Origin of the sequence: Marinobacter salinexigens (genome assembly GCF_008370345.1) — a bacterium.
Lineage (GTDB): Bacteria > Pseudomonadota > Gammaproteobacteria > Pseudomonadales > Oleiphilaceae > Marinobacter > Marinobacter salinexigens.
On sequence record NZ_VTUU01000003.1, the window covers coordinates 370676 to 388493 of the forward strand.

General features: G+C 60.7%; 14 protein-coding genes and 1 riboswitch. Of the genes, 12 read left to right on the forward strand and 2 right to left on the reverse strand.

From position 1 onward, the window contains the following. Window positions 1–226: 226 nt before the first annotated feature. Entirely contained in the window at window positions 227–769 is a 543-nt protein-coding gene (gene cobU, locus FWJ25_RS08960; RefSeq protein WP_149599924.1) for a bifunctional adenosylcobinamide kinase/adenosylcobinamide-phosphate guanylyltransferase, read from the forward strand. On the opposite strand, the gene FWJ25_RS08965 is transcribed toward cobU, so the two are convergent. Both FWJ25_RS08965 and cobT read right to left on the reverse strand, forming a co-directional pair. Next, on the reverse strand, window positions 752–1381 hold the full coding sequence (locus tag FWJ25_RS08965; RefSeq protein ID WP_149599925.1) for a histidine phosphatase family protein: 630 nt from the start codon (window positions 1379–1381) through the stop codon (window positions 752–754). The genes cobU and FWJ25_RS08965 overlap by 18 nt on opposite strands. A gap of 2 nt (window positions 1382–1383) precedes the next feature. After that, window positions 1384–2439, reverse strand: coding sequence for a nicotinate-nucleotide--dimethylbenzimidazole phosphoribosyltransferase (gene cobT, locus FWJ25_RS08970; protein ID WP_149599926.1), 1056 nt, complete (start codon window positions 2437–2439; stop codon window positions 1384–1386). A 142-nt stretch (window positions 2440–2581) separates the two neighbouring features. Here cobT and cbiB point away from each other — a divergent pair, with 142 nt between their 5' ends. The 11 genes from cbiB (at window position 2582) to bluB (ending at window position 17804) form a co-directional block, all read left to right on the forward strand. Beyond that, on the forward strand, window positions 2582–3514 hold the full coding sequence (gene cbiB / locus FWJ25_RS08975; RefSeq protein ID WP_149600075.1) for an adenosylcobinamide-phosphate synthase CbiB: 933 nt from the start codon (window positions 2582–2584) through the stop codon (window positions 3512–3514). Continuing rightward, window positions 3514–4524 carry a threonine-phosphate decarboxylase CobD gene (gene cobD / locus FWJ25_RS08980; protein WP_149600076.1) on the forward strand — a complete coding sequence of 337 codons (1011 nt, stop codon included), beginning with the start codon at window positions 3514–3516 and terminating at the stop codon, window positions 4522–4524. Before cbiB ends, cobD begins: the two co-directional genes overlap by 1 nt. A 21-nt stretch (window positions 4525–4545) precedes the next feature. Then, a riboswitch (cobalamin riboswitch) is annotated at window positions 4546–4775 on the forward strand. A 147-nt stretch (window positions 4776–4922) separates the two neighbouring features. Next, on the forward strand, window positions 4923–6776 hold the full coding sequence (locus tag FWJ25_RS08985; RefSeq protein ID WP_149599927.1) for a TonB-dependent receptor domain-containing protein: 1854 nt from the start codon (window positions 4923–4925) through the stop codon (window positions 6774–6776). Between the two features lie 22 nt (window positions 6777–6798). Continuing rightward, entirely contained in the window at window positions 6799–10950 is a 4152-nt protein-coding gene (locus tag FWJ25_RS08990) for a cobaltochelatase subunit CobN (RefSeq protein ID WP_149599928.1), read from the forward strand. A 30-nt stretch (window positions 10951–10980) separates the two neighbouring features. Continuing rightward, a complete protein-coding gene (locus FWJ25_RS08995; protein ID WP_246166722.1) occupies window positions 10981–11886 on the forward strand; it encodes a cobalamin-binding protein in 906 nt (301 codons plus the stop codon). Next, complete coding sequence (locus tag FWJ25_RS09000) at window positions 11883–12857, forward strand: FecCD family ABC transporter permease (protein ID WP_149599929.1); 975 nt, start codon at window positions 11883–11885, stop codon at window positions 12855–12857. Before FWJ25_RS08995 ends, FWJ25_RS09000 begins: the two co-directional genes overlap by 4 nt. Next, window positions 12854–13624 carry an ABC transporter ATP-binding protein gene (locus FWJ25_RS09005; protein ID WP_149599930.1) on the forward strand — a complete coding sequence of 257 codons (771 nt, stop codon included), beginning with the start codon at window positions 12854–12856 and terminating at the stop codon, window positions 13622–13624. The genes FWJ25_RS09000 and FWJ25_RS09005 overlap by 4 nt, the downstream gene beginning before the upstream one ends. Before the next feature lie 16 nt (window positions 13625–13640). Next, window positions 13641–14984: a cobyrinic acid a,c-diamide synthase CobB gene (locus FWJ25_RS09010; protein WP_149599931.1), complete on the forward strand. Its 1344-nt coding sequence runs from the start codon at window positions 13641–13643 to the stop codon at window positions 14982–14984. Then, complete coding sequence (gene cobO / locus FWJ25_RS09015; RefSeq protein WP_149599932.1) at window positions 14977–15588, forward strand: cob(I)yrinic acid a,c-diamide adenosyltransferase; 612 nt, start codon at window positions 14977–14979, stop codon at window positions 15586–15588. Before FWJ25_RS09010 ends, cobO begins: the two co-directional genes overlap by 8 nt. Continuing rightward, entirely contained in the window at window positions 15589–17088 is a 1500-nt protein-coding gene (locus FWJ25_RS09020) for a cobyric acid synthase (protein WP_149599933.1), read from the forward strand. Then, a complete protein-coding gene (gene bluB / locus FWJ25_RS09025; protein WP_149599934.1) occupies window positions 17085–17804 on the forward strand; it encodes a 5,6-dimethylbenzimidazole synthase in 720 nt (239 codons plus the stop codon). The genes FWJ25_RS09020 and bluB overlap by 4 nt, the downstream gene beginning before the upstream one ends. Window positions 17805–17818: the final 14 nt, after the last annotated feature.

Genomic DNA, 17818 nt, shown 5'->3' on the forward strand with positions numbered 1-17818 from the left:
CTCGATTGGGTCTGCTTGGCCTCAACTCGCCGGCCGACGTTTTATTGTTTTAGAGGTGCTTGTAGTTCCATCCATCACTGTCACGGAGTGGCATTCATTTGGTTCCAAACGTGACAGAGTGTTTTATGTTTTCAGGGTGTGATGCAGGTCACATTGGCCAGAATTTGCGACGGGCCGTCGTTTCGGTCAGGATCCAGCCTTTACATCCGAATAGAGACGAATTCCGGTGAGCAAGACACACACTCTGGTGCTGGGCGGCATCCGCTCCGGCAAAACTGGTTTGGCCGAACAATTGGCGGGGCAGGGATCTGACTGCGTTGTCTATGTGGCAACGGCGACAGCGGGCGATGATGAAATGGCGGATCGAATCCACCGGCATCAGCAGAGCCGGCCACAGCAATGGGGGCTGGCAGAAGAGCCCATCAGCCTAGGGGCGTTGCTGGCCCGTATGGGGCGTGAAGACGAGCCACCCATGCTGCTGGTGGACTGCATGAGTCTGTGGTTGAACAACCTGCTGTTTGCCGGTGACGAAGTATTCAGCTGCGAACGGGCCGACTTTCTCGCTGCTATGGAGCATTACCCGGGTGAAATCGTTATTGTCAGTAACGAAGTCGGGCTCGGTACCATCGGCATGGACCCGCTGACCCGTCGGTTCTGCGATGAGCTGGGCTGGCTCAATCAGGCCCTGGCCCAGCGCTGCGAGCGGGTGGTTATGAGTGTCGCCGGACTGCCAATGGTGTTGAAGGGGCGGTTACCCGAGCAGCTCTGACGAGAAATGGCTGAGCAGGCTTCGGAACTCGCCATGAACGGACTGGTCCACCCGGATCCGGCTGCGGTTGGCGTAGGGCACGGAGACGCTGGCAAATGAACGCTCCAGTGGCACGCCGAGAACGTCCGCCAGAATCATTCGGATGACGCCGCCGTGGCAGACTACCAGTACCCGCTGGCCTGCCAGTTCGTCCTGCCACTGGCGAAAGCACTGCACCACTCGATCCCGGAACTCTACCATGGGCTCACCTTCCGGTGGCGTGAAACTGCCGGGGTTGGACCAGAAGCGGGCCAGGTCGTCACCGAATTGTTCATTGATCGCTTCGGCCGTCAGCCCTTCCCATACTCCGAAACTGACTTCCCGAAGGTTCTCGGCGATATGCAACGGGATGTCCCGCGCCCGGGCCACTTCTTCAGCAAAAAACCGACATCGTTTCATCGGCGAGCTGACCACCGCATCCCAGCGGTCCTTTTCTGCTATGGCGCCCCGCATCTGCTGCCAGCCAAGCTCACTGAGCGGGTCGTCCAGAGCGCCCCGGAATTTCTGACCGCCTTCGGGCTCACCATGGCGGATCAGGTCGATGATGGTGGAGGTTGATGTGAATTCGCTCATGATCAGCTCGCTCCGCTTACGCCGGCATCAGCAAAACTGGCCATGCCGTTGTGCAGGACGCAGGCGGATCTGAGCAGTGGGACTGCCGTTGCTGCCCCGCTGCCTTCGCCCAGACGCATGCCAAGATCCAGCAGGGGATCGGCGGCGAGAGCATCCAGTACCAAGCGGTGCCCGGGCTCAGCAGAGCGGTGGCTGAAATGCAGCCAGTCCCGCAAGGCAGGTTGTTGTCTGACGCCGATCAGGGCCGCGACAGAAACGATATAGCCGTCGACCAGCACAGGAATGCCCCGGGCTGCGGCACCGAGGAACGCTCCGGTCAGGGCCGCAATCTCAAAACCACCGAGGGACGCCAACAGGGCCAGAGGAGAGCGATCGCTGCCGTGGCGAATCAGTGCCTGCTCAATGACCTGTGCCTTGTGGGTCACGCCTTCCCTGTTCAGACCGGTGCCGGGGCCCGCCAGTTGTTCCGGTCGCTGGTCCAGTAGTAGGCAGGCCAGGGCGGCCGCGCTGGTGGTGTTGCCTATGCCCATATCGCCACCGATGAAAAGCTGGGCGCCGTTCTGCGCTGCCCGTTCGGCGGCCCGGTCACCGGCATCCAGGGCCGCAGCGACCTGTTGTTCGTTCATGGCGGGCTCACTGGCGAGATTTCCTGTGGCCGGCGCAATGTACTCATCAATTACCCCGGCAAGCCCCTGAGGGACGTCACCGACAGTCCCGAGGTTGACGACTTCGAGGTTGGCATTGAGCTGCTTCGCCAGCACACTGATGGCCGCGCCGCCGTGTGCAAAGTTGGCGATCATCTGGGCGGTGACCGCCTGAGGGAAGGCTGAAATGCCCTCGCTGCAAACGCCATGATCCCCGGCAAACACGGAAATATGAACCTTATCCACAGCTGGAGTCTGGCTACGCTGCTGGGCGCTCAGGGCGATTGCCAGCTCTTCCAGTCTCCCCAGGGAGCCCGGAGGCTTGGTCAGCACACCCTGTCGGGTGCGGGCCAGTTCGGCAAACTTGTGGTCGGGTTGATCAATGGCAGAGGTCCAGCAGGCTGGTAGATTCATGGTCGGGATTCCGGTCCGGGAGACAGGCGGCTGATAGTCCACCGTGGCCGAAACAGTGTCAAGGTCGGTGCCGGGTCGAGTAGACTTGGCGCTCATTGTTGGTAATGGATCAATCAAGGGGCCCGGATTGGACGGTTTTTTTATCTCGGTACTGGTGTGTTTTGCGGCACTGTTGCTAGATCAGTGGGTGGGCGAGCCGTCGCGCTGGCATCCGGTGGTCGGCTTCGGGCGTATGGCCGCTGCCCTTGAACAACGCTTGAACCGGCCGCAGGGGCAGGGGATTGCTCGCGGGTTACTGGCACTGTTGATTCTGGTTGTTCCGGTATTGCTGATACTGCTTTGGCTGAACAGTTGGATGCCGGAGCCGTTGTGGTGGGTAGTTGAGTTGCTGGCTGTGTGGACAGCGTTGTCACTGCGGGGGTTGGCTGAACACGGTGGCGCCGTGGCCGAAGCCCTGAATAAAGGCGATTTGCCCCTTGCCCGAGAACAGGTCAGCCGAATTGTCAGCCGGAATGCCCAGGCACTGGATGAGCCGGGCGTAGCGGCAGCCGCCACCGAATCCATGCTGGAGAACGGCGCCGATGCGGTATTCGCCAGCCTGTTCTGGTTTCTGGTGGCGGGGGTGCCCGGGGTAGTGCTGCATCGAATGGTGAACACCCTGGACGCCATGTGGGGTTACCGGAACAACCGCTACCTGCGCTTTGGCCGGGTGGCTGCGCGGCTGGATGATGCGCTGAACTGGATCCCTGCACGGTTGACGGCTGCCACCTACACACTGCTGGGTAACAGTTCCCTGGCCTGGCGCTGCTGGCGGACCCAGGCACGGAGCTGGGATAGCCCTAATGCCGGGCCGGTAATGGCCGCTGGTGCAGGTGCGCTTGGCGTTACACTGGGCGGCCCGGCCCCCTACGCAGGCGGTATCAAGCAACGTCCTACTCTGGGGCAGGGAGCCGCGCCGGATGCCCGAAGTATCCAGGGCGCGATCACCCTGGTTCGCCAGGGCGCCTGGCTCTGGCTAATGTCTCTGCTGGCAGGAGTAGGGCTTTGGGTGGCGTTTGTGGGAGGCGGTTTGTGATGGAGCCTTCCGCTCCGGAACATGGCGGCCGGCTGGACCAAGCTATTCAGCAGTGGGGCATTCCGCGTCACCAGTGGCTTGATCTCTCGACCGGCATCAACCCACGGCATTGGCCAATACCGGATATTCCAGCCGAAGTATGGCAACGGTTGCCGGAAGACGGTGACGGCTTGCCTAGCTCCATACTCCGCTGGTGTGAAGCACCTGCCAAAGCCCGCTGCCTGCCGGTGGCGGGCAGCCAGGCGGCGATTCAGACTCTGCCTCGATTGAGGTCACCCTGCCGGGTGGGCATCCCGGTGCCGGGTTATCGCGAGCATGGTTACTGGTGGCAGAAGGCGGGACACACCCTGGTACCTATAGAGCTTGATCAGCTGCGCGGGGGAGATCAGTGGCTGGATAACCTGGATGGGCTGGTCTGGATCAATCCCAACAACCCGACGGGGTTGTCCCTGCCGGTTGAGCGGTTGCTTGAATGGCATCACCGATTGCAGGCGAAGGGCGGTTTCCTGGTGGTGGATGAAGCCTTCGTAGAGAAACAGCCCGGCTACAGCATGGCTCCCTTTACAGGTGTGGCCGGACTGGTGGTTTTGCGTTCCCTTGGCAAGTTCTTCGGGCTGGCAGGTATCCGTGCGGGCGCAGTACTGAGTGATGGCACCACTGTGTCGGCTCTGGCCGAACAGCTCGGACCCTGGGCTATGAGTGGGCCAGCCCGGTTCATTATGAAACAGGCGCTGGAAGACCTGCCCTGGCAGCAGGCTGCTGCCCGTGAGCTGGCTGTTGCCAGTGATCGGCTGCATCGGCTGCTGATGGACTATGGGTATGGCGAAAGTACCGGAACAGCACTGTTCCGCTATCTGCCCCACTCTGACGCTACCCGAATTTACCGCTCCCTTGCCAGTCGCGGTATTCTGGTTCGGCACTTTGAGCGCCCACAGGCGCTCCGTTTTGGTTTGCCCGCAGGCGAGCCGGAATGGCAGCGCTTGGCCGACGCTCTTGCCGAATGTCATTGACCAGAGAATGGCCCGTTGGTAGCCTTGCCAGCGTTTTCAGGTGCCCTGCGCAAAGCTGCCAGGGTGAAACGGGAAGTCGGTGCGCCCTGGAGCCCTCCAGAGTCAGTCCGACGCTGCCCCCGCAACGGTAATTGAGTCAACATCCATCAAGTGCGCCACTGTGCCAATGGCATGGGAAGGTGATGGATGAGGATCGGCCCCGCCGAATCCCGCTCATGAGCCCGGAGACCGGCCTGAACTCACACCAGATGCTGCGGAGGGCGGTATAAGGTGGGTGAATCTCCGGCTCGACTTTCCCCATTGGGAACCTTCTATCCGACATTCAGCCCAGCCTCTCCTTCGCAGTCTGATCATGAACTGCCGTGCGGGTGCGCACGAAGTGCAAGCGAGAGTTTATTATGGGTTTTTCCAAGGCCACCCCGGCCCTGCTGTGTTCCTTTACTGTTCTTCCCCTGGCATCAGCCATTGCCAATGCGGCTGAATCTGAGCCCCTGTTGGTGGCCGAGCTGGATCCTATTGTCGTTACTGCTACTCTCGGCCCTCGTACGGTAGGTGAAAGCCTGTCATCGGTCACAGTGGTCAGCGAGGAGGATCTGGAACAGCAGTCTCCTACCGAGTTTTCCGAAGTGCTGCGTGGCCAGCCGGGTATCAATGTCATCAGCAATGGCTCTTTCGGCAAGAACACCAGCGTTTATACCCGGGGTACCGGCAGCGAATCGACTCTCTTCATGATTGACGGCGTACGCCTGCGTTCTGCTACGAGTGGCAGTGCACCCTGGCAGTTCCTGCCTGTGGACCTGGTCGAGCGGGTGGAAATTGTTCGTGGTCCGAAGAGTTCGCTCTATGGTGCTGATGCGGTGGGCGGCGTGGTTCAGGCCTTTACGTTGGAACCCACGAGGGAAAACAGCGGATGGGCAGAGCTGGCTGGCGGCTCGTTCAATACCGGAAAAGGCATGGCGGGCGTTTCCCTTGGGAATGGCAACACCCGGGCCAGCATCAGCGGCCTGCACCAGGAAAGTGACGGCACCGCGATTATTGAAGACGGCGAAGATCGCGGCTATCGCAACACTGCCGGTGTCGCCCGGGTGGTTCACGACCTGGACAATGGCGGCCAGGCCTCCGCGGTAGTGATGCAGTCTGAGGGCAACACTGAGTTTGAGGGTGGCAACACCGATTTTATGATCCGGACCCTGGGGCTACGTCTCGATACCCCGGTCAGTGACCAGTGGCGCACGTCCATCCAGTTCTCCGAAGCCCGGGACGAGCAGGAAACCTTCAATGACCTGTATGACAATTCGGTATTTGATACCCGCGCCTTGACCGGTCGGTGGGAGAATACCTTTACCATGGATGTGCACGAACTGGTTGTGGGCACCGAACTGGTCAACGACGAAGTCAGCGGAACCACAGACTTTGACGAAACCAGCCGTTTCAACACCGCCCTGTTTACCCAGCTGCGCCTGAATTTCGGCCCTACGGATCTTCAGTTCAGCCTGCGCGGCGACGACAATGAAGCTTACGGTAAACATGAAACCGGCGGTGTTGCGCTGGGCCATGCCTTTGACCGCGCTCATCGTGTCCGCCTCAGTTATGGCACCTCATTCCGGGCGCCCACCTTCAATGATCTTTACTACCCGCTGGAAGTCTACGCCTGGGGCGGCGCTTATTCCGGTAACACGGACCTGAAGCCGGAAAAATCAGGTTCCGTGGAACTGGGGTTCAGTGGTCGTTATCAAAACTGGTTCTGGGACCTGGCGCTGTACCAGCTGGATGTGGAAAACCTGATCTCACTGGAAACCGACAACACCGGACTGATGGCGCCAGCCAACGTCGACAAGGCCCGCATCCGGGGTGTTGAAATCGCCAGTGGCTTCGAACGGGATGGCTGGAACGGCCGGGCAAGCCTTGCTCTGGCAGATCCAAGGGATAGGGAAACCGACAACCGCCTGCGCCGTCGCAGTGCCCAGACCTTAAGGCTGGCGCTGGACAAGACTATTCAGACATGGTCCTTCGGAGGCACCTTTATCGCGGAAGGGTATCGCTATGATGATGCAGCCAACGCCAATCGCCTGCCCGGCTATGGCACCCTGGATCTGCGTGCTGGCTGGGAGTTCGCACCCGGTTGGTCCAGCCGGGTAACCGTAGCCAACGTACTCGACAAAGAGTACGCAACGGCTGAGCGGTTCGATGGCAGTCGATACATTGCTGCGGGTCGTACAGCCCTGTTAAGTGTCCGTTACGACTTCCAGTAACAGCGATCTCAGGGAATAACGCATGTCCAGAACCCTTGGCCTGCTGATCCGGGCGAGCGTTGGCATTATCGTCTGGCTGCTGGCCGCAACCGGGGGTGCCTCGGCAGCTACCGTGGTCGGCCTGGTCTCTGACCGGTCGGCGGCGGAACTGGCTGCTGGTGCACAGCGGTTCGTTCAACACTACCCGGAGCATCGTGTCGTATTGCGTACCCCGGGGCAATTGGCGGCCCTGGACGATCAGGCGTTAAACGGGATTCTGGATCAGGCGGATGCCTTGTTGGTCGCTGCCGTTTTCGGGGATCAGGTCGGGCGCCTGGAACAGTTGTTGAGTGAGCGGGAACAGTCCCGGCCAGTGCCGTTGCTGGCGATCAACGGTGACCGCCGGTTGACCCGGCTCTCCCGCTTCAATGGCAGGGCGCTGTTGAAAGGCGCGCCTGATGAGTTGCTGACTCGCCTTATGGCAGCTCCTGAGCCGGGAGCAGACGTGCGGGCCCATCTTGCCAGTCTCGCTGCGAATAACCCGGAGCATACCAGGTGGCTGGCTGGCCGGGCATTGTATCAGGGGCGCACACCGCAACATCTGGACGCACTTCTGCGCTGGCTGCTGGTCGAGGCGGGAGAAAGTCTGACGGTTCCGGTACTGCCGCCCCGCGAGCTGATCCGGTACTACCGCAACGGGGAATCGGTTACAGGCGCCCCGGAACTCAATCTGGAAGCGGGGCCGGCGGTGGCCGTGCTGGATCTGGACAGCGGTGACCGGCCCGGAGACAGGGACCTGCTGGATGCCGCTTGCCGGGCGCTGGAAACCAGGGGCCTGCAGTGCTTTTCGGTGCTGTCTCGCTGGGGGGGTGCCAGTCTCGAAGCGATCCGCTCGCTGCCACAGGTTATCGGGCCGGCAACGTTGACAGGTATCGTCAGTCTTCAGGACTTCACTGTCGGGGGTGGTGAAGGCAGGCAAGGAGTGACTGAAGAACTGATCAAGCTGAATGTGCCGGTGCTCAAGGGCATTCGCTTGTCGGACCTTACGGAAGCCGAGTGGCGGTTGTCAGTGGACGGCGTGCCGGCAGACAAGGTGCATTACCAGTTGGCGATGCCGGAACTGCAGGGCATTAGTCAGCCGATGGTGCTGGCGGTGGCCCAGCCTGCGAAGACTGACCCTCTGACAGGTGTTGCCCTTACCCTGACCGAACCGGTGCAGGAACGGGTAAACGCCATGGCGGGCAGGCTGTCCCGCTGGTACCAGTTGCAGGTGAAGGAAAACCGTGACAAGCGGCTTGCCATTATCTATTACAACCATCCACCGGGGCGCCAGAATATCGGTGCCGATAATCTGGATGTGCCCGCTTCGCTCTACGAGATACTGCACCGGCTGAAAGAGGACGGATACAACACCGGGCCGCTGCCGGAGAGCCCGGAAGCCCTGCTCGAACTGATCCAGCAGCGGGGAGTGAGCCTGCCGGACGACCCCGTGGGTCTCCGGCAAATGGCCCCGATGCTCGAATCCCTGTCTGCTCCGGAGTACCAGCGTTACCTGGAAACCCTGCCGGACGTAGTTCAGCAAGAAATAGTTCATGGCCCTCTTGGGTATCTGCACGAGCGCCTTGAACAGGCTCACGATCTGGGGCAGCAAGAGCTGGCACTGGGGTTATTGGACCGGGGCATCCGGGATCTTCGCCACCTGATTGAGCATGTCCAGCATCCTGGCCGTCAGTCAGCACTGGCTGCTCTGGATCACTACGGGGACCGGTGGAGGACGCGCCTCCAGCAGGGCGGGCAACTAGACGTGTTGGCGTCGCTGCGTGAGGAACTGGCCGCGTCGGGTATTCCCGGCTTGCGAGGCTGGGGTGAAGCACCGGGCAAGTCCATGGTGGTTGGCAATAAACAGGTGTTCCCTGGCCTGACATTCGGCAACGTTTTCATTGGCCCGCAGCCGCCCCGTGGCTGGGAAGTGGATGAAGAGCTGCTGCATGCCAACACGACGTTTCCGCCGACTCACCAGTATGTGGGTTTCTATTACTGGCTGAGGGAAAAATTCCGGGCGGATGCTCTGGTTTATCTTGGTCGCCATTCGACCCGTGAATTTCTGCCCCGTCGCCGGGCAGGGCTCACTGATGATGATTATCCCGATGTGTTAGGGGGAGAGCTCCCTTTGATCTACCCCTACATCGTCGATGGAGTGGGTGAGGGCATTCAGGCCAAGCGGCGGGCGCTGGCGGTGATGATCAGCCATCTGACGCCACCACTGGCGGCCACCAGGCTCTACGACGAATTGCTGGAGCTGCGACAGCTGGTGGAAACCTGGGAAGCCGCCAATGAGCCGAACAGCCCAACCCGTGAGCGGGCTCTTGAGCTGCTCAGAGACAAAATCCGGGTGCTCGATATACGACAGGACCTGGAACAGGAAATCGCTGGAGAGATGGGCCTGTCTGCCGATCAGGTTTCCCTGGACGACATCTCTCCGGATCTGCTGGTGCATGAAGCCGGGCACTATGTCACCGATATGCAGGAGCATTTCATGCCCCTTGGACTGCATGTATTCGGTCGTGACTGGAGCGACGAGATGGTGGACACCATGCTCGAATCCATGACCACTGAAGCCGATGCACCGGCCCTGCTCTGGCGCCAGAAACTGGAAGTATCGCCCTCGGAAGAGCGGCGCCAGTTGCTGGCTGCGCTGAATGGCCGTTTCGTGCCGCCGGGCCACGGTAATGATCCGCTACGTACACCGGAAGTCCTGCCTACAGGGCGCAACTTTCATACCCTTTCGGATGACCTGATCCCCACGCGGGTGGCGTGGTCGCTGGCATCCGAGCTGGTGAACGATGCCAGTAAAAATCCCGCTGCTATGACCGATGGCAGTGATGCCCTGGTGCTATGGGCGTCGGATACGGTCCGTGATGAAGGCGTGATGATCGCGTTTGGCATGCAGTTGTTGGGGGTGCGACCGGTCTGGAACAGTCGTGGCATCGTCAAAGGCCTGGAACGGTTGCCCGTGGGGGCGGGTATGGTCAGCGCCCGGCGCCGGAATGTGGTGTTTACCACCTCTGGTCTGTTCCGGGATTTATACGGCAGCCAGTTGATCTGGCTTGACCGGGCCGTGTTGATGGCGCTGGCAGGCGCGGGCACGACCATCAAATGGCAGTATCCGGAGCTGTCTCACCCGTTGGACCAGGCGCTTGAAGCTCTGCCTCCGGAACAGAGAATCCTGGGAGACGAGTCGCTGGAAGTGAATGGTGTGGCTGAACGCTGGGTTGCGGATGCCGGCGCCCTGATTGCTCAAGGCGTTTCTCCGGCTGACGCCGGCGTGGAGGCCGCGTTGCGGGTTTTCGGTACGGCGCCGGGCGCCTATGGGGTTGGCATCAACCGCTTGTCGACCCGCTCCGGGGCCTGGGACGACCGGCGACAGCTTGGCGACGTGTACCGGCGGCGAATGGGGCATGCTTACGGTCAGCAAAGAGAGGGCGTACCGGCGCAGCGGGCTTTTGAACAGCAACTGGCCTCGGTGCAATACACCTATCTTGGGCGGGCGAGCCACCTCTACGGTCTGCTGGATAACGACGACGGCTTTGATTTCCAGGGCGGGTTGTCGAATGCGGTGGAACACTTGCGAGGCACTCCTCCCTTGAACCGTGTGTTGCAATACGCCGACCCGGATAACCCAAGGGTGGATTCCCTGCAGCGCGCCTTGCAGGTCGAACTCCGGGCCCGCAATCTGAACCCCCAATGGCTGGCGCCGCTGATGGAACATGGTTATGCCGGTGCCCGGACCATGGCTGCGGACTTTCTCGACAACCTCTGGGGCTGGCAGATCACCAGTCCACAGGTTGTTCGCTCCAGCGTCTGGGACGAAGTGAACGATGTGTACTTCAGGGACCGACATGGCCTCGGGCTGGATCAGTTCCTGTCCAAAGGCAGCAACGCCCACGTTAAATCCCACATGCAGTCGGTGGCTTTGCTGGCGGCCAAGCGAGGGTACTGGAAGGCGGACCCTTTCACCGTCCAGACTCTCGCCCGTGACTTTGCCGCTACAATCATTGACCATGGCTTGCCCGGAAGCGGCCACACCCGGCCAGGTCACCCATTGATGGACTGGATCGCCGATCAGCTCGAGCCAGCCCAGCGGGAAGCATTTGACCATGCCCGCATGGGCGGTAGTACAGAATCAGATGAGTAATCTATGGGTCACTGTCAACGGATAGTCACATTGAAAGCGGTTGCTACGCTGGTATTGGCGGGTTTGTGTCAGACAGCACTTGGCTCCGTCTGCGCCACCGACGATCGGGACCGACAGGTGTGCCTGGAGCAATCGGCACAGCGCATCGCAGCACTGTCTCCGGGGGCTACGGAACTGGTATACGCCTCAGGCGCGGGTGATAAGGTGGTGGCTGTGGTGGCTTACAGTGATTATCCGCCTGCGGCGAAAAAGGTGGCGTCGGTGGGCAGCCACACCCGGCTGGATCTGGAACGGCTGGTTGCTTTGCAGCCGGACCTGGTGATTGGCTGGGTTACCGGCAATCCACAGGCCCAGCTGGCGGCGCTGGATGAGCTGGGTATCCCGATCTTTTACATCGAACCCCGCAGTTTCGACGGAGTATCATCGACCATTGAACGGCTGGCCACGCTGGCGGGTACCGAAGACGAGGGATTTGCGGAGGCTCGACGGTTCCGTGAAGGTATAGACGAACTGGTGGCCAGATACCGCGATGCGGACCCTGTCCCTGTGTTCTATCAGGTATGGGACGAACCGCTGATGACGGTGAATAATCAGCACCTGATAGGGAAAGTTATTTCCTTGTGTGGTGGGACCAACGTCTTTGGTGATCTGGAACGCCTGGTGCCACGAATCAGCGACGAAGCAGTACTGGCTGCAGATCCCGAGGCCATCCTTGCCGGCGGCATGGGTGAGGAAAACCGGCAGTGGCTGGATCGTTGGGCAGCCTTCCCACAACTTGCGGCCACGCAGCAGGACAATCTCTACTTCGTGCCACCGTCGCTGATCCAGAGGCCAACGCCCAGGCTGCTTCAGGGCAGTCGCCTGTTCTGTGAAAAACTCGATGAGGCGCGTGCACACCGGACCTCCTCTGCCGATGCGGAGCCCGGTCAGCCATGAGTCGTTCACCGGCGCCTTCGTTTCTTGTTCTTGCGGCTATGAGCCTGTTGGCCATGGCGCTGTCGGTCAGTGTCGGCAGCGTGTCGGTGCCGGTGGGGGATTTACTGTCTGTAATATCCGGCAGTGGCAGCAAACTCCATCAAACCCTGATTTTTGATCTCCGTCTGCCCCGCACCCTGGCCGCGTTTGCGACTGGCGGGCTGCTCGCTGTGGCCGGAGCCCTGATGCAGGTCCTGCTGCGTAACCCCCTGGCGGATCCGTATGTGCTCGGGCTCTCGGGAGGCGCTGCCGTGGGAGCGTTGCTGGCCATGCTGGCGGGTTTAGGGACTGCACTGATCTCTGGCTCTGCCTTCGCCGGAGCTTTGCTGGCCACCCTGCTGGTGTTCGGCCTGGCCCACGGTACCGGCAGCTGGACATCGTCCCGACTGTTACTGACAGGTGTCGTCGTTGCGGCGGGTTGGGGGGCAGTCATTACCCTGATGCTGGCCATTGCTCCAGCCCAGCGCCTGCCAGGCATGTTGTACTGGTTGATGGGGGATGTGTCCTATGCCCGCACGCCATGGCCCGGGCTGGTTCTGCTGTTGCTGGTTTGCCTGCTGCTGTTTCCGTTGGGCCGCAGTCTCAATGTGCTGGCCAGGGGAACCATGCAAGCGGCGGCGCTTGGGGTGGCTGTCCGGCCCCTGGAGTGGTTGATCTATCTTGTGGCCAGCCTGCTCACGGCTACCGCCGTTACGACTGCTGGCAGCATAGGGTTTGTCGGTCTGGTGGTGCCTCATATGCTGCGGCTGGTGCTTGGTAACGACCAGCGCATTATCCTTCCTGCCTGTGCCCTTGCCGGTGGGACGCTGCTGGTTCTCGCGGATGCCCTGGCCCGGGTGGTGATTGCGCCGGAGCAGTTACCGGTCGGGGTTATTACCGCTTTACTTGGCGTACCGACTTTCCTCTACCTGTTATACCGGAGTCGGGGATGAATCCTCTGAACGCCCACAATCTGGTGATTGATGTGCCCGGGCGACCGGGTGGCCAGGTGATGGATTTCACTGTGGAAAAGGGGCAGATCTGGGGTGTGCTTGGGCCAAACGGTGCCGGTAAAACTACTTTGCTGCACACATTGGCCGGGTTGCGGCCGCCAAGGGCGGGCGAGGTTCGCCTGGGCTCCTCCTCGCTGGCTGGCATGAAACGGCGCATTGTGTCGCAGCAGCTGGGGCTGGTGTTTCAGGAACGTCACGATGAATTTCCGGCAACGGTTCTGGAAACGGCTCTGATCGGACGCCACCCCTGGCTGTCACCCTGGCAAATGGAATCCGGTGAAGACATCGAGATTGCGGAACAAGCGCTGAAGCGACTCGATGTCGCCCATCTGGCAGATCGTTTGGTCAGTACCCTCTCTGGCGGTGAGCGGCAGCGGGTAGCGATCGCCACGGTTCTGGCCCAGAAGCCCGATACCTGGCTCCTGGACGAACCGAGTAACCATCTCGATCTCCATCATCAGGTGGCGGTAATGCAGTTGCTTAAAGCCCGGGCTGGGGACGGATGTGCGGTTTTTATGTGCCTGCATGATCTCAACCTGGCGGCCCGCTGGTGCGACCACCTGCTGTTGCTGTTTCCCAACGGCGAGGCCTGTTGGGGCCCGGCGGAAAACATGCTGGTGCCATCGGCCCTGGAACGGCTTTACAACCAGACACTGGTGACCGTGGACGTCGATGGCGCGCCGGTCTTCGTGCCCGCCCAGGTATAAACTCAAGGAAAACCTCATGATCAAGGCGCAAGTCCCTGCTGCAATGATAACTGCTCCCGGCTCAGGTCAGGGCAAATCCATCGTGACGGCGGCACTGGCCCGCCTGCATCGTAATGCCGGCCGGAACGTGCGTGTGTTCAAACACGGACCGGACTACCTCGACCCCATGGTGTTGGAGGTAGCATCAGGAAACCCGGTCTACCAGCTTCACCCATGGATGACGGGCGAGGATGAATGCCGTTGGCGCCTGGCGGAAGCGGCGAAAGATGCGGACCTGATTCTGGTGGAAGGGGCCATGGGGCTGTTTGATGGCGATCCATCCAGTGCTGACCTTGCCCGGCTGATGGGTATTCCGGCGCTACCGGTGATTGATGCCCGGGGCATGGCCCAGACATTTGGCGCCGTGGCGCTCGGGCTTGCGAGCTTTGATGCCCATCTACCGGTGCAGCAGGTGATTGCCAACCGCATTGGCAGCAGCCGTCATGGCGATATGCTCCGGGAAAGCCTGCCCGAAGGTATCCGCCTGCTCGGGGCGATTCCCCGCAATGAGGCCATGTCGATCCCCGACCGGCACCTGGGGCTGGTGCAGGCCAGCGAGGTGGCGGATCTGGAACAACGGCTGGATGAAGCCGCACAGGTGTTGACGGAGGCCGGAATGGATACCTTACCGGACGTCGTTGAGCTGGAGGCGGAACCGCCGGTGAAACTGCCTGAATGGCTGAGCGGGTGGCGTATCGCTGTTGCCAGGGATGCCGCGTTCGGATTCATCTATCGGGCCAATCTCGACCTGTTGCAGGCGCTGGGAGCGAAAGTGACAGAGTTCTCGCCATTGTCTGACAAGGCCTTGCCGGCCGCCGATGCCCTCTGGCTGCCGGGTGGCTACCCGGAACTCCATGCCGGTAAGCTGGCAGCCAATACGGCCATGCTCCAGGCTATTCGTGAGCATCATGCCTCGGGTAAACCAATGCTGGCGGAATGTGGTGGGCTGATGGCCTGCGCCGGGCAGTTGGTAGACAAAGACGGTGAAGCCCACACCATGCTGGGGCTGATCCCCGGAAAGGCCGAGATGGCAGGAAGACTCCAGGGATTAGGTATGCAGAGCCTGACAACAAAGCTGGGGGAACTGCGTGGCCACACCTACCATCACTCACGCCTGGATTCGCCCGCACAGCCAGATGCTTTCACCCGCACACTTGCTGGCACCGAAGCCGAGCCGGTATTTTGCCGGAACGGGCTGGTTGCCAGTTATTTCCACGGATATTTCCCCTCAGCTCCAGAACTGGTCACTGCCATTTTTACCGGCCAGCCTCTGGAGTTTACGAAACCGAACACCAGTGCCAAGGAGCCTGATCATGCGTGACCGCGCGAAAGATCCCGAACGCCATGCCCGCCGGATGGCTGCGAAACAGAAAATCATGCAGGACCGCATCGCCCGTGCCCAGAACGAGCAGGGCGTGTTGCTGGTACTGACTGGCCCCGGTAAGGGTAAGAGCAGTTCCGGCTTCGGTATGGTTGCCCGTGCTCTGGGCCACGGTATGAAGGTGGGCATTATCCAGTTCATCAAAGGCGCTTTCAGCACGGGTGAAGAAGCCTTTTTTCGGGATCTTCCCAACGTGGATTACCACGTTATGGGGCAGGGCTACACCTGGGATACCCAGAATCGTGAGCAGGATGTGAAGGCCGCCGGCGAGGCCTGGGCCATTGCAGCGAGAATGTTAAAAGACGAAAGCTATGATCTGATTCTGCTGGATGAACTCAATATTGCCCTGAAATACGACTACATCGATCTGGACCGGGTGCTTGACGATCTTCAGAACCGCCCGGAGATGCAGCACGTTGTTGTGACTGGCCGTTCCGCACCTCAGGAACTGGTGGATCTGGCCGATACGGTCACCGAAATGGGCGTGGTCAAACACGCCTTCAAGGATCAGGGCGTGAAGGCCCAGAAGGGCGTGGAACTGTAAATGACCACTCTGATGGTTCAGGGCACCACTTCCGATGCCGGTAAGACCACCGTCGTTGCAGCGCTGTGCCGCTGGCTTGCACGTCAGGGGATAGCGGTGGCGCCGTTCAAACCCCAGAACATGGCCCTGAACAGTGCGGTAACGGTGGATGGTGGCGAAATCGGGCGCTCCACCGCATTGCAGGCCCTGGCCTGTGGTCTTGAGCCCCATAGTGACATGAACCCGGTGCTGCTGAAGCCCCAGAGTGACTGCGGAGCCCAGGTGATCCTCCGTGGGCGGGTGCACGGCAACATGGATGCGCTGGATTATCACGGTTACAAGGCGGAAGCGAAACAGGCCGTGATGGCAGCATGGCAGTCGCTCAGTGCACGTTATCAGATCATCATTGCCGAGGGCGCAGGCAGTCCGGCAGAGATCAACCTGCGGGCAAATGATATTGCCAATATGGGCTTTGCTGAGGCGGCCGACTGTCCGGTTCTGCTGGTGGGTGATATCGATCGTGGCGGTGTGTTTGCGCAACTGGTCGGGACACTGGAACTGGTTACCGATAGCGAACGGGAGCGTACCCGGGGTTTTGTCATTAACCGGTTCCGGGGCGACAAGACGTTGTTGGACCCGGGGCTTGAGTGGCTGGAGGAGCGCACCGGCAAACCGGTAACAGGCGTGCTGCCTTATTTGCACGGCCTGGTGATTGATGCGGAGGACAGTGTTGGCACCAGCGGCGAGAGCGAAGCCGGTGCCCTGAACGTTATCGTGCCTGTGCTTCCACGTATCAGTAATCACAATGACTTTGATCCCCTGCGACTGCATCCCGGTGTGAATCTCCGGTTTATCGGGCCAGACGAGGTAATCCCGCCTGCGGATCTCATTATCCTGCCCGGCAGTAAAAGCACCCGAACGGACATGGCCTGGCTCAAATCCCAGGGTTGGCCTGACGCCATCCGGCGCCATCTGCGCTACGGTGGCAAGGTGATGGGGATTTGCGGCGGGTTCCAGATGCTGGGCACGACCGTTGAAGACCCGGATGGCCTGGAAGGGGAAAAAGGTGCGAGTGATGGCCTGGGATTGTTCGATATGGCCACACGAATGGTGGCGGGAAAGCAGCTGAGGAACATCTGTGGTGAGTTGATGGGCTTGCCATCCTTGCCGGGAGAAGACTCTGCGCACACTGCCGGTCTGAGCGGCTATGAAATGCACAACGGCGTGACCACCGGCCCGGCGTTGGCAAGACCATTAGCCCAATTGGATGGTCGGACCGATGGCGCCGTCAGTGACGATGGCCTGGTCATTGGTAGCTATGTGCACGGCATCTTCGACGAGCCCGCGGCCTGCGAAGCTCTGTTGGCCTGGGCAGGCCTCGTGGGCAAGGGCAAGGCCATCGACTACCAGCGGCACCGCCTGGCTCAGCTGGACCGGCTGGCGGACCAGATCGAACAACATCTCGATACCGACTGGTTGAAGGAATTACTGGGATTGAGCAACACAGGAGCCGCCGGATGACTGATCACAATCGCCCCTTCTCCAGGACGGAAACCGAAGGGCTCTACCGTGCCATCTACGAGCGCCGGGATGTTCGCTCCCAGTTCCTGCCCGACCCAGTCCCCAATGATGTGCTGGCGCGCCTGCTCGATGCTGCCCACCACGCCCCCTCCGTGGGCTTTATGCAGCCCTGGGATTTTATCGTGATTGACAGTGTCGAGGTGCGCCAGCAGGTGCTCTCCATTTTCGATCGGGAAAACCAGAGAGCTGCCGAAAACTACACCGGCGAACGCAACAGGCGCTACCGCAACCTGAAACTCCAGGGCATCCTCGAAAGCCCTGTCAACCTCTGCATTACCTGCGACCGCAGCCGCGGCGGCACCCACGTGCTGGGCCGCAACACCATCGTCGAGACCGATCTGTTCAGTACCTGCCTTGCTGTCCAGAATCTGTGGCTGGCGGCCAGGGCTGAAGGCATCGGTGTCGGCTGGGTGAGCATTATTGACCAGCAACAACTGGCTGACACCCTCCAGCTTCCTGAACACGTCTATCCCCTGGCTTACCTTTGCCTGGGATACGTCAGCGAATTTCTTGACCAACCGGAACTACAGGCCAAAGGCTGGCGCTCCCGTTTGCCGCTGGAAGGGTTGGTTCGTCGAAATGGGTGGGGTACGCCACTGGAAGAAGGCGAACTCAGGGATGCGTTGGCGGCGTTAATGTCGGCGACCACGTATTGATCCCTTCATGTTCG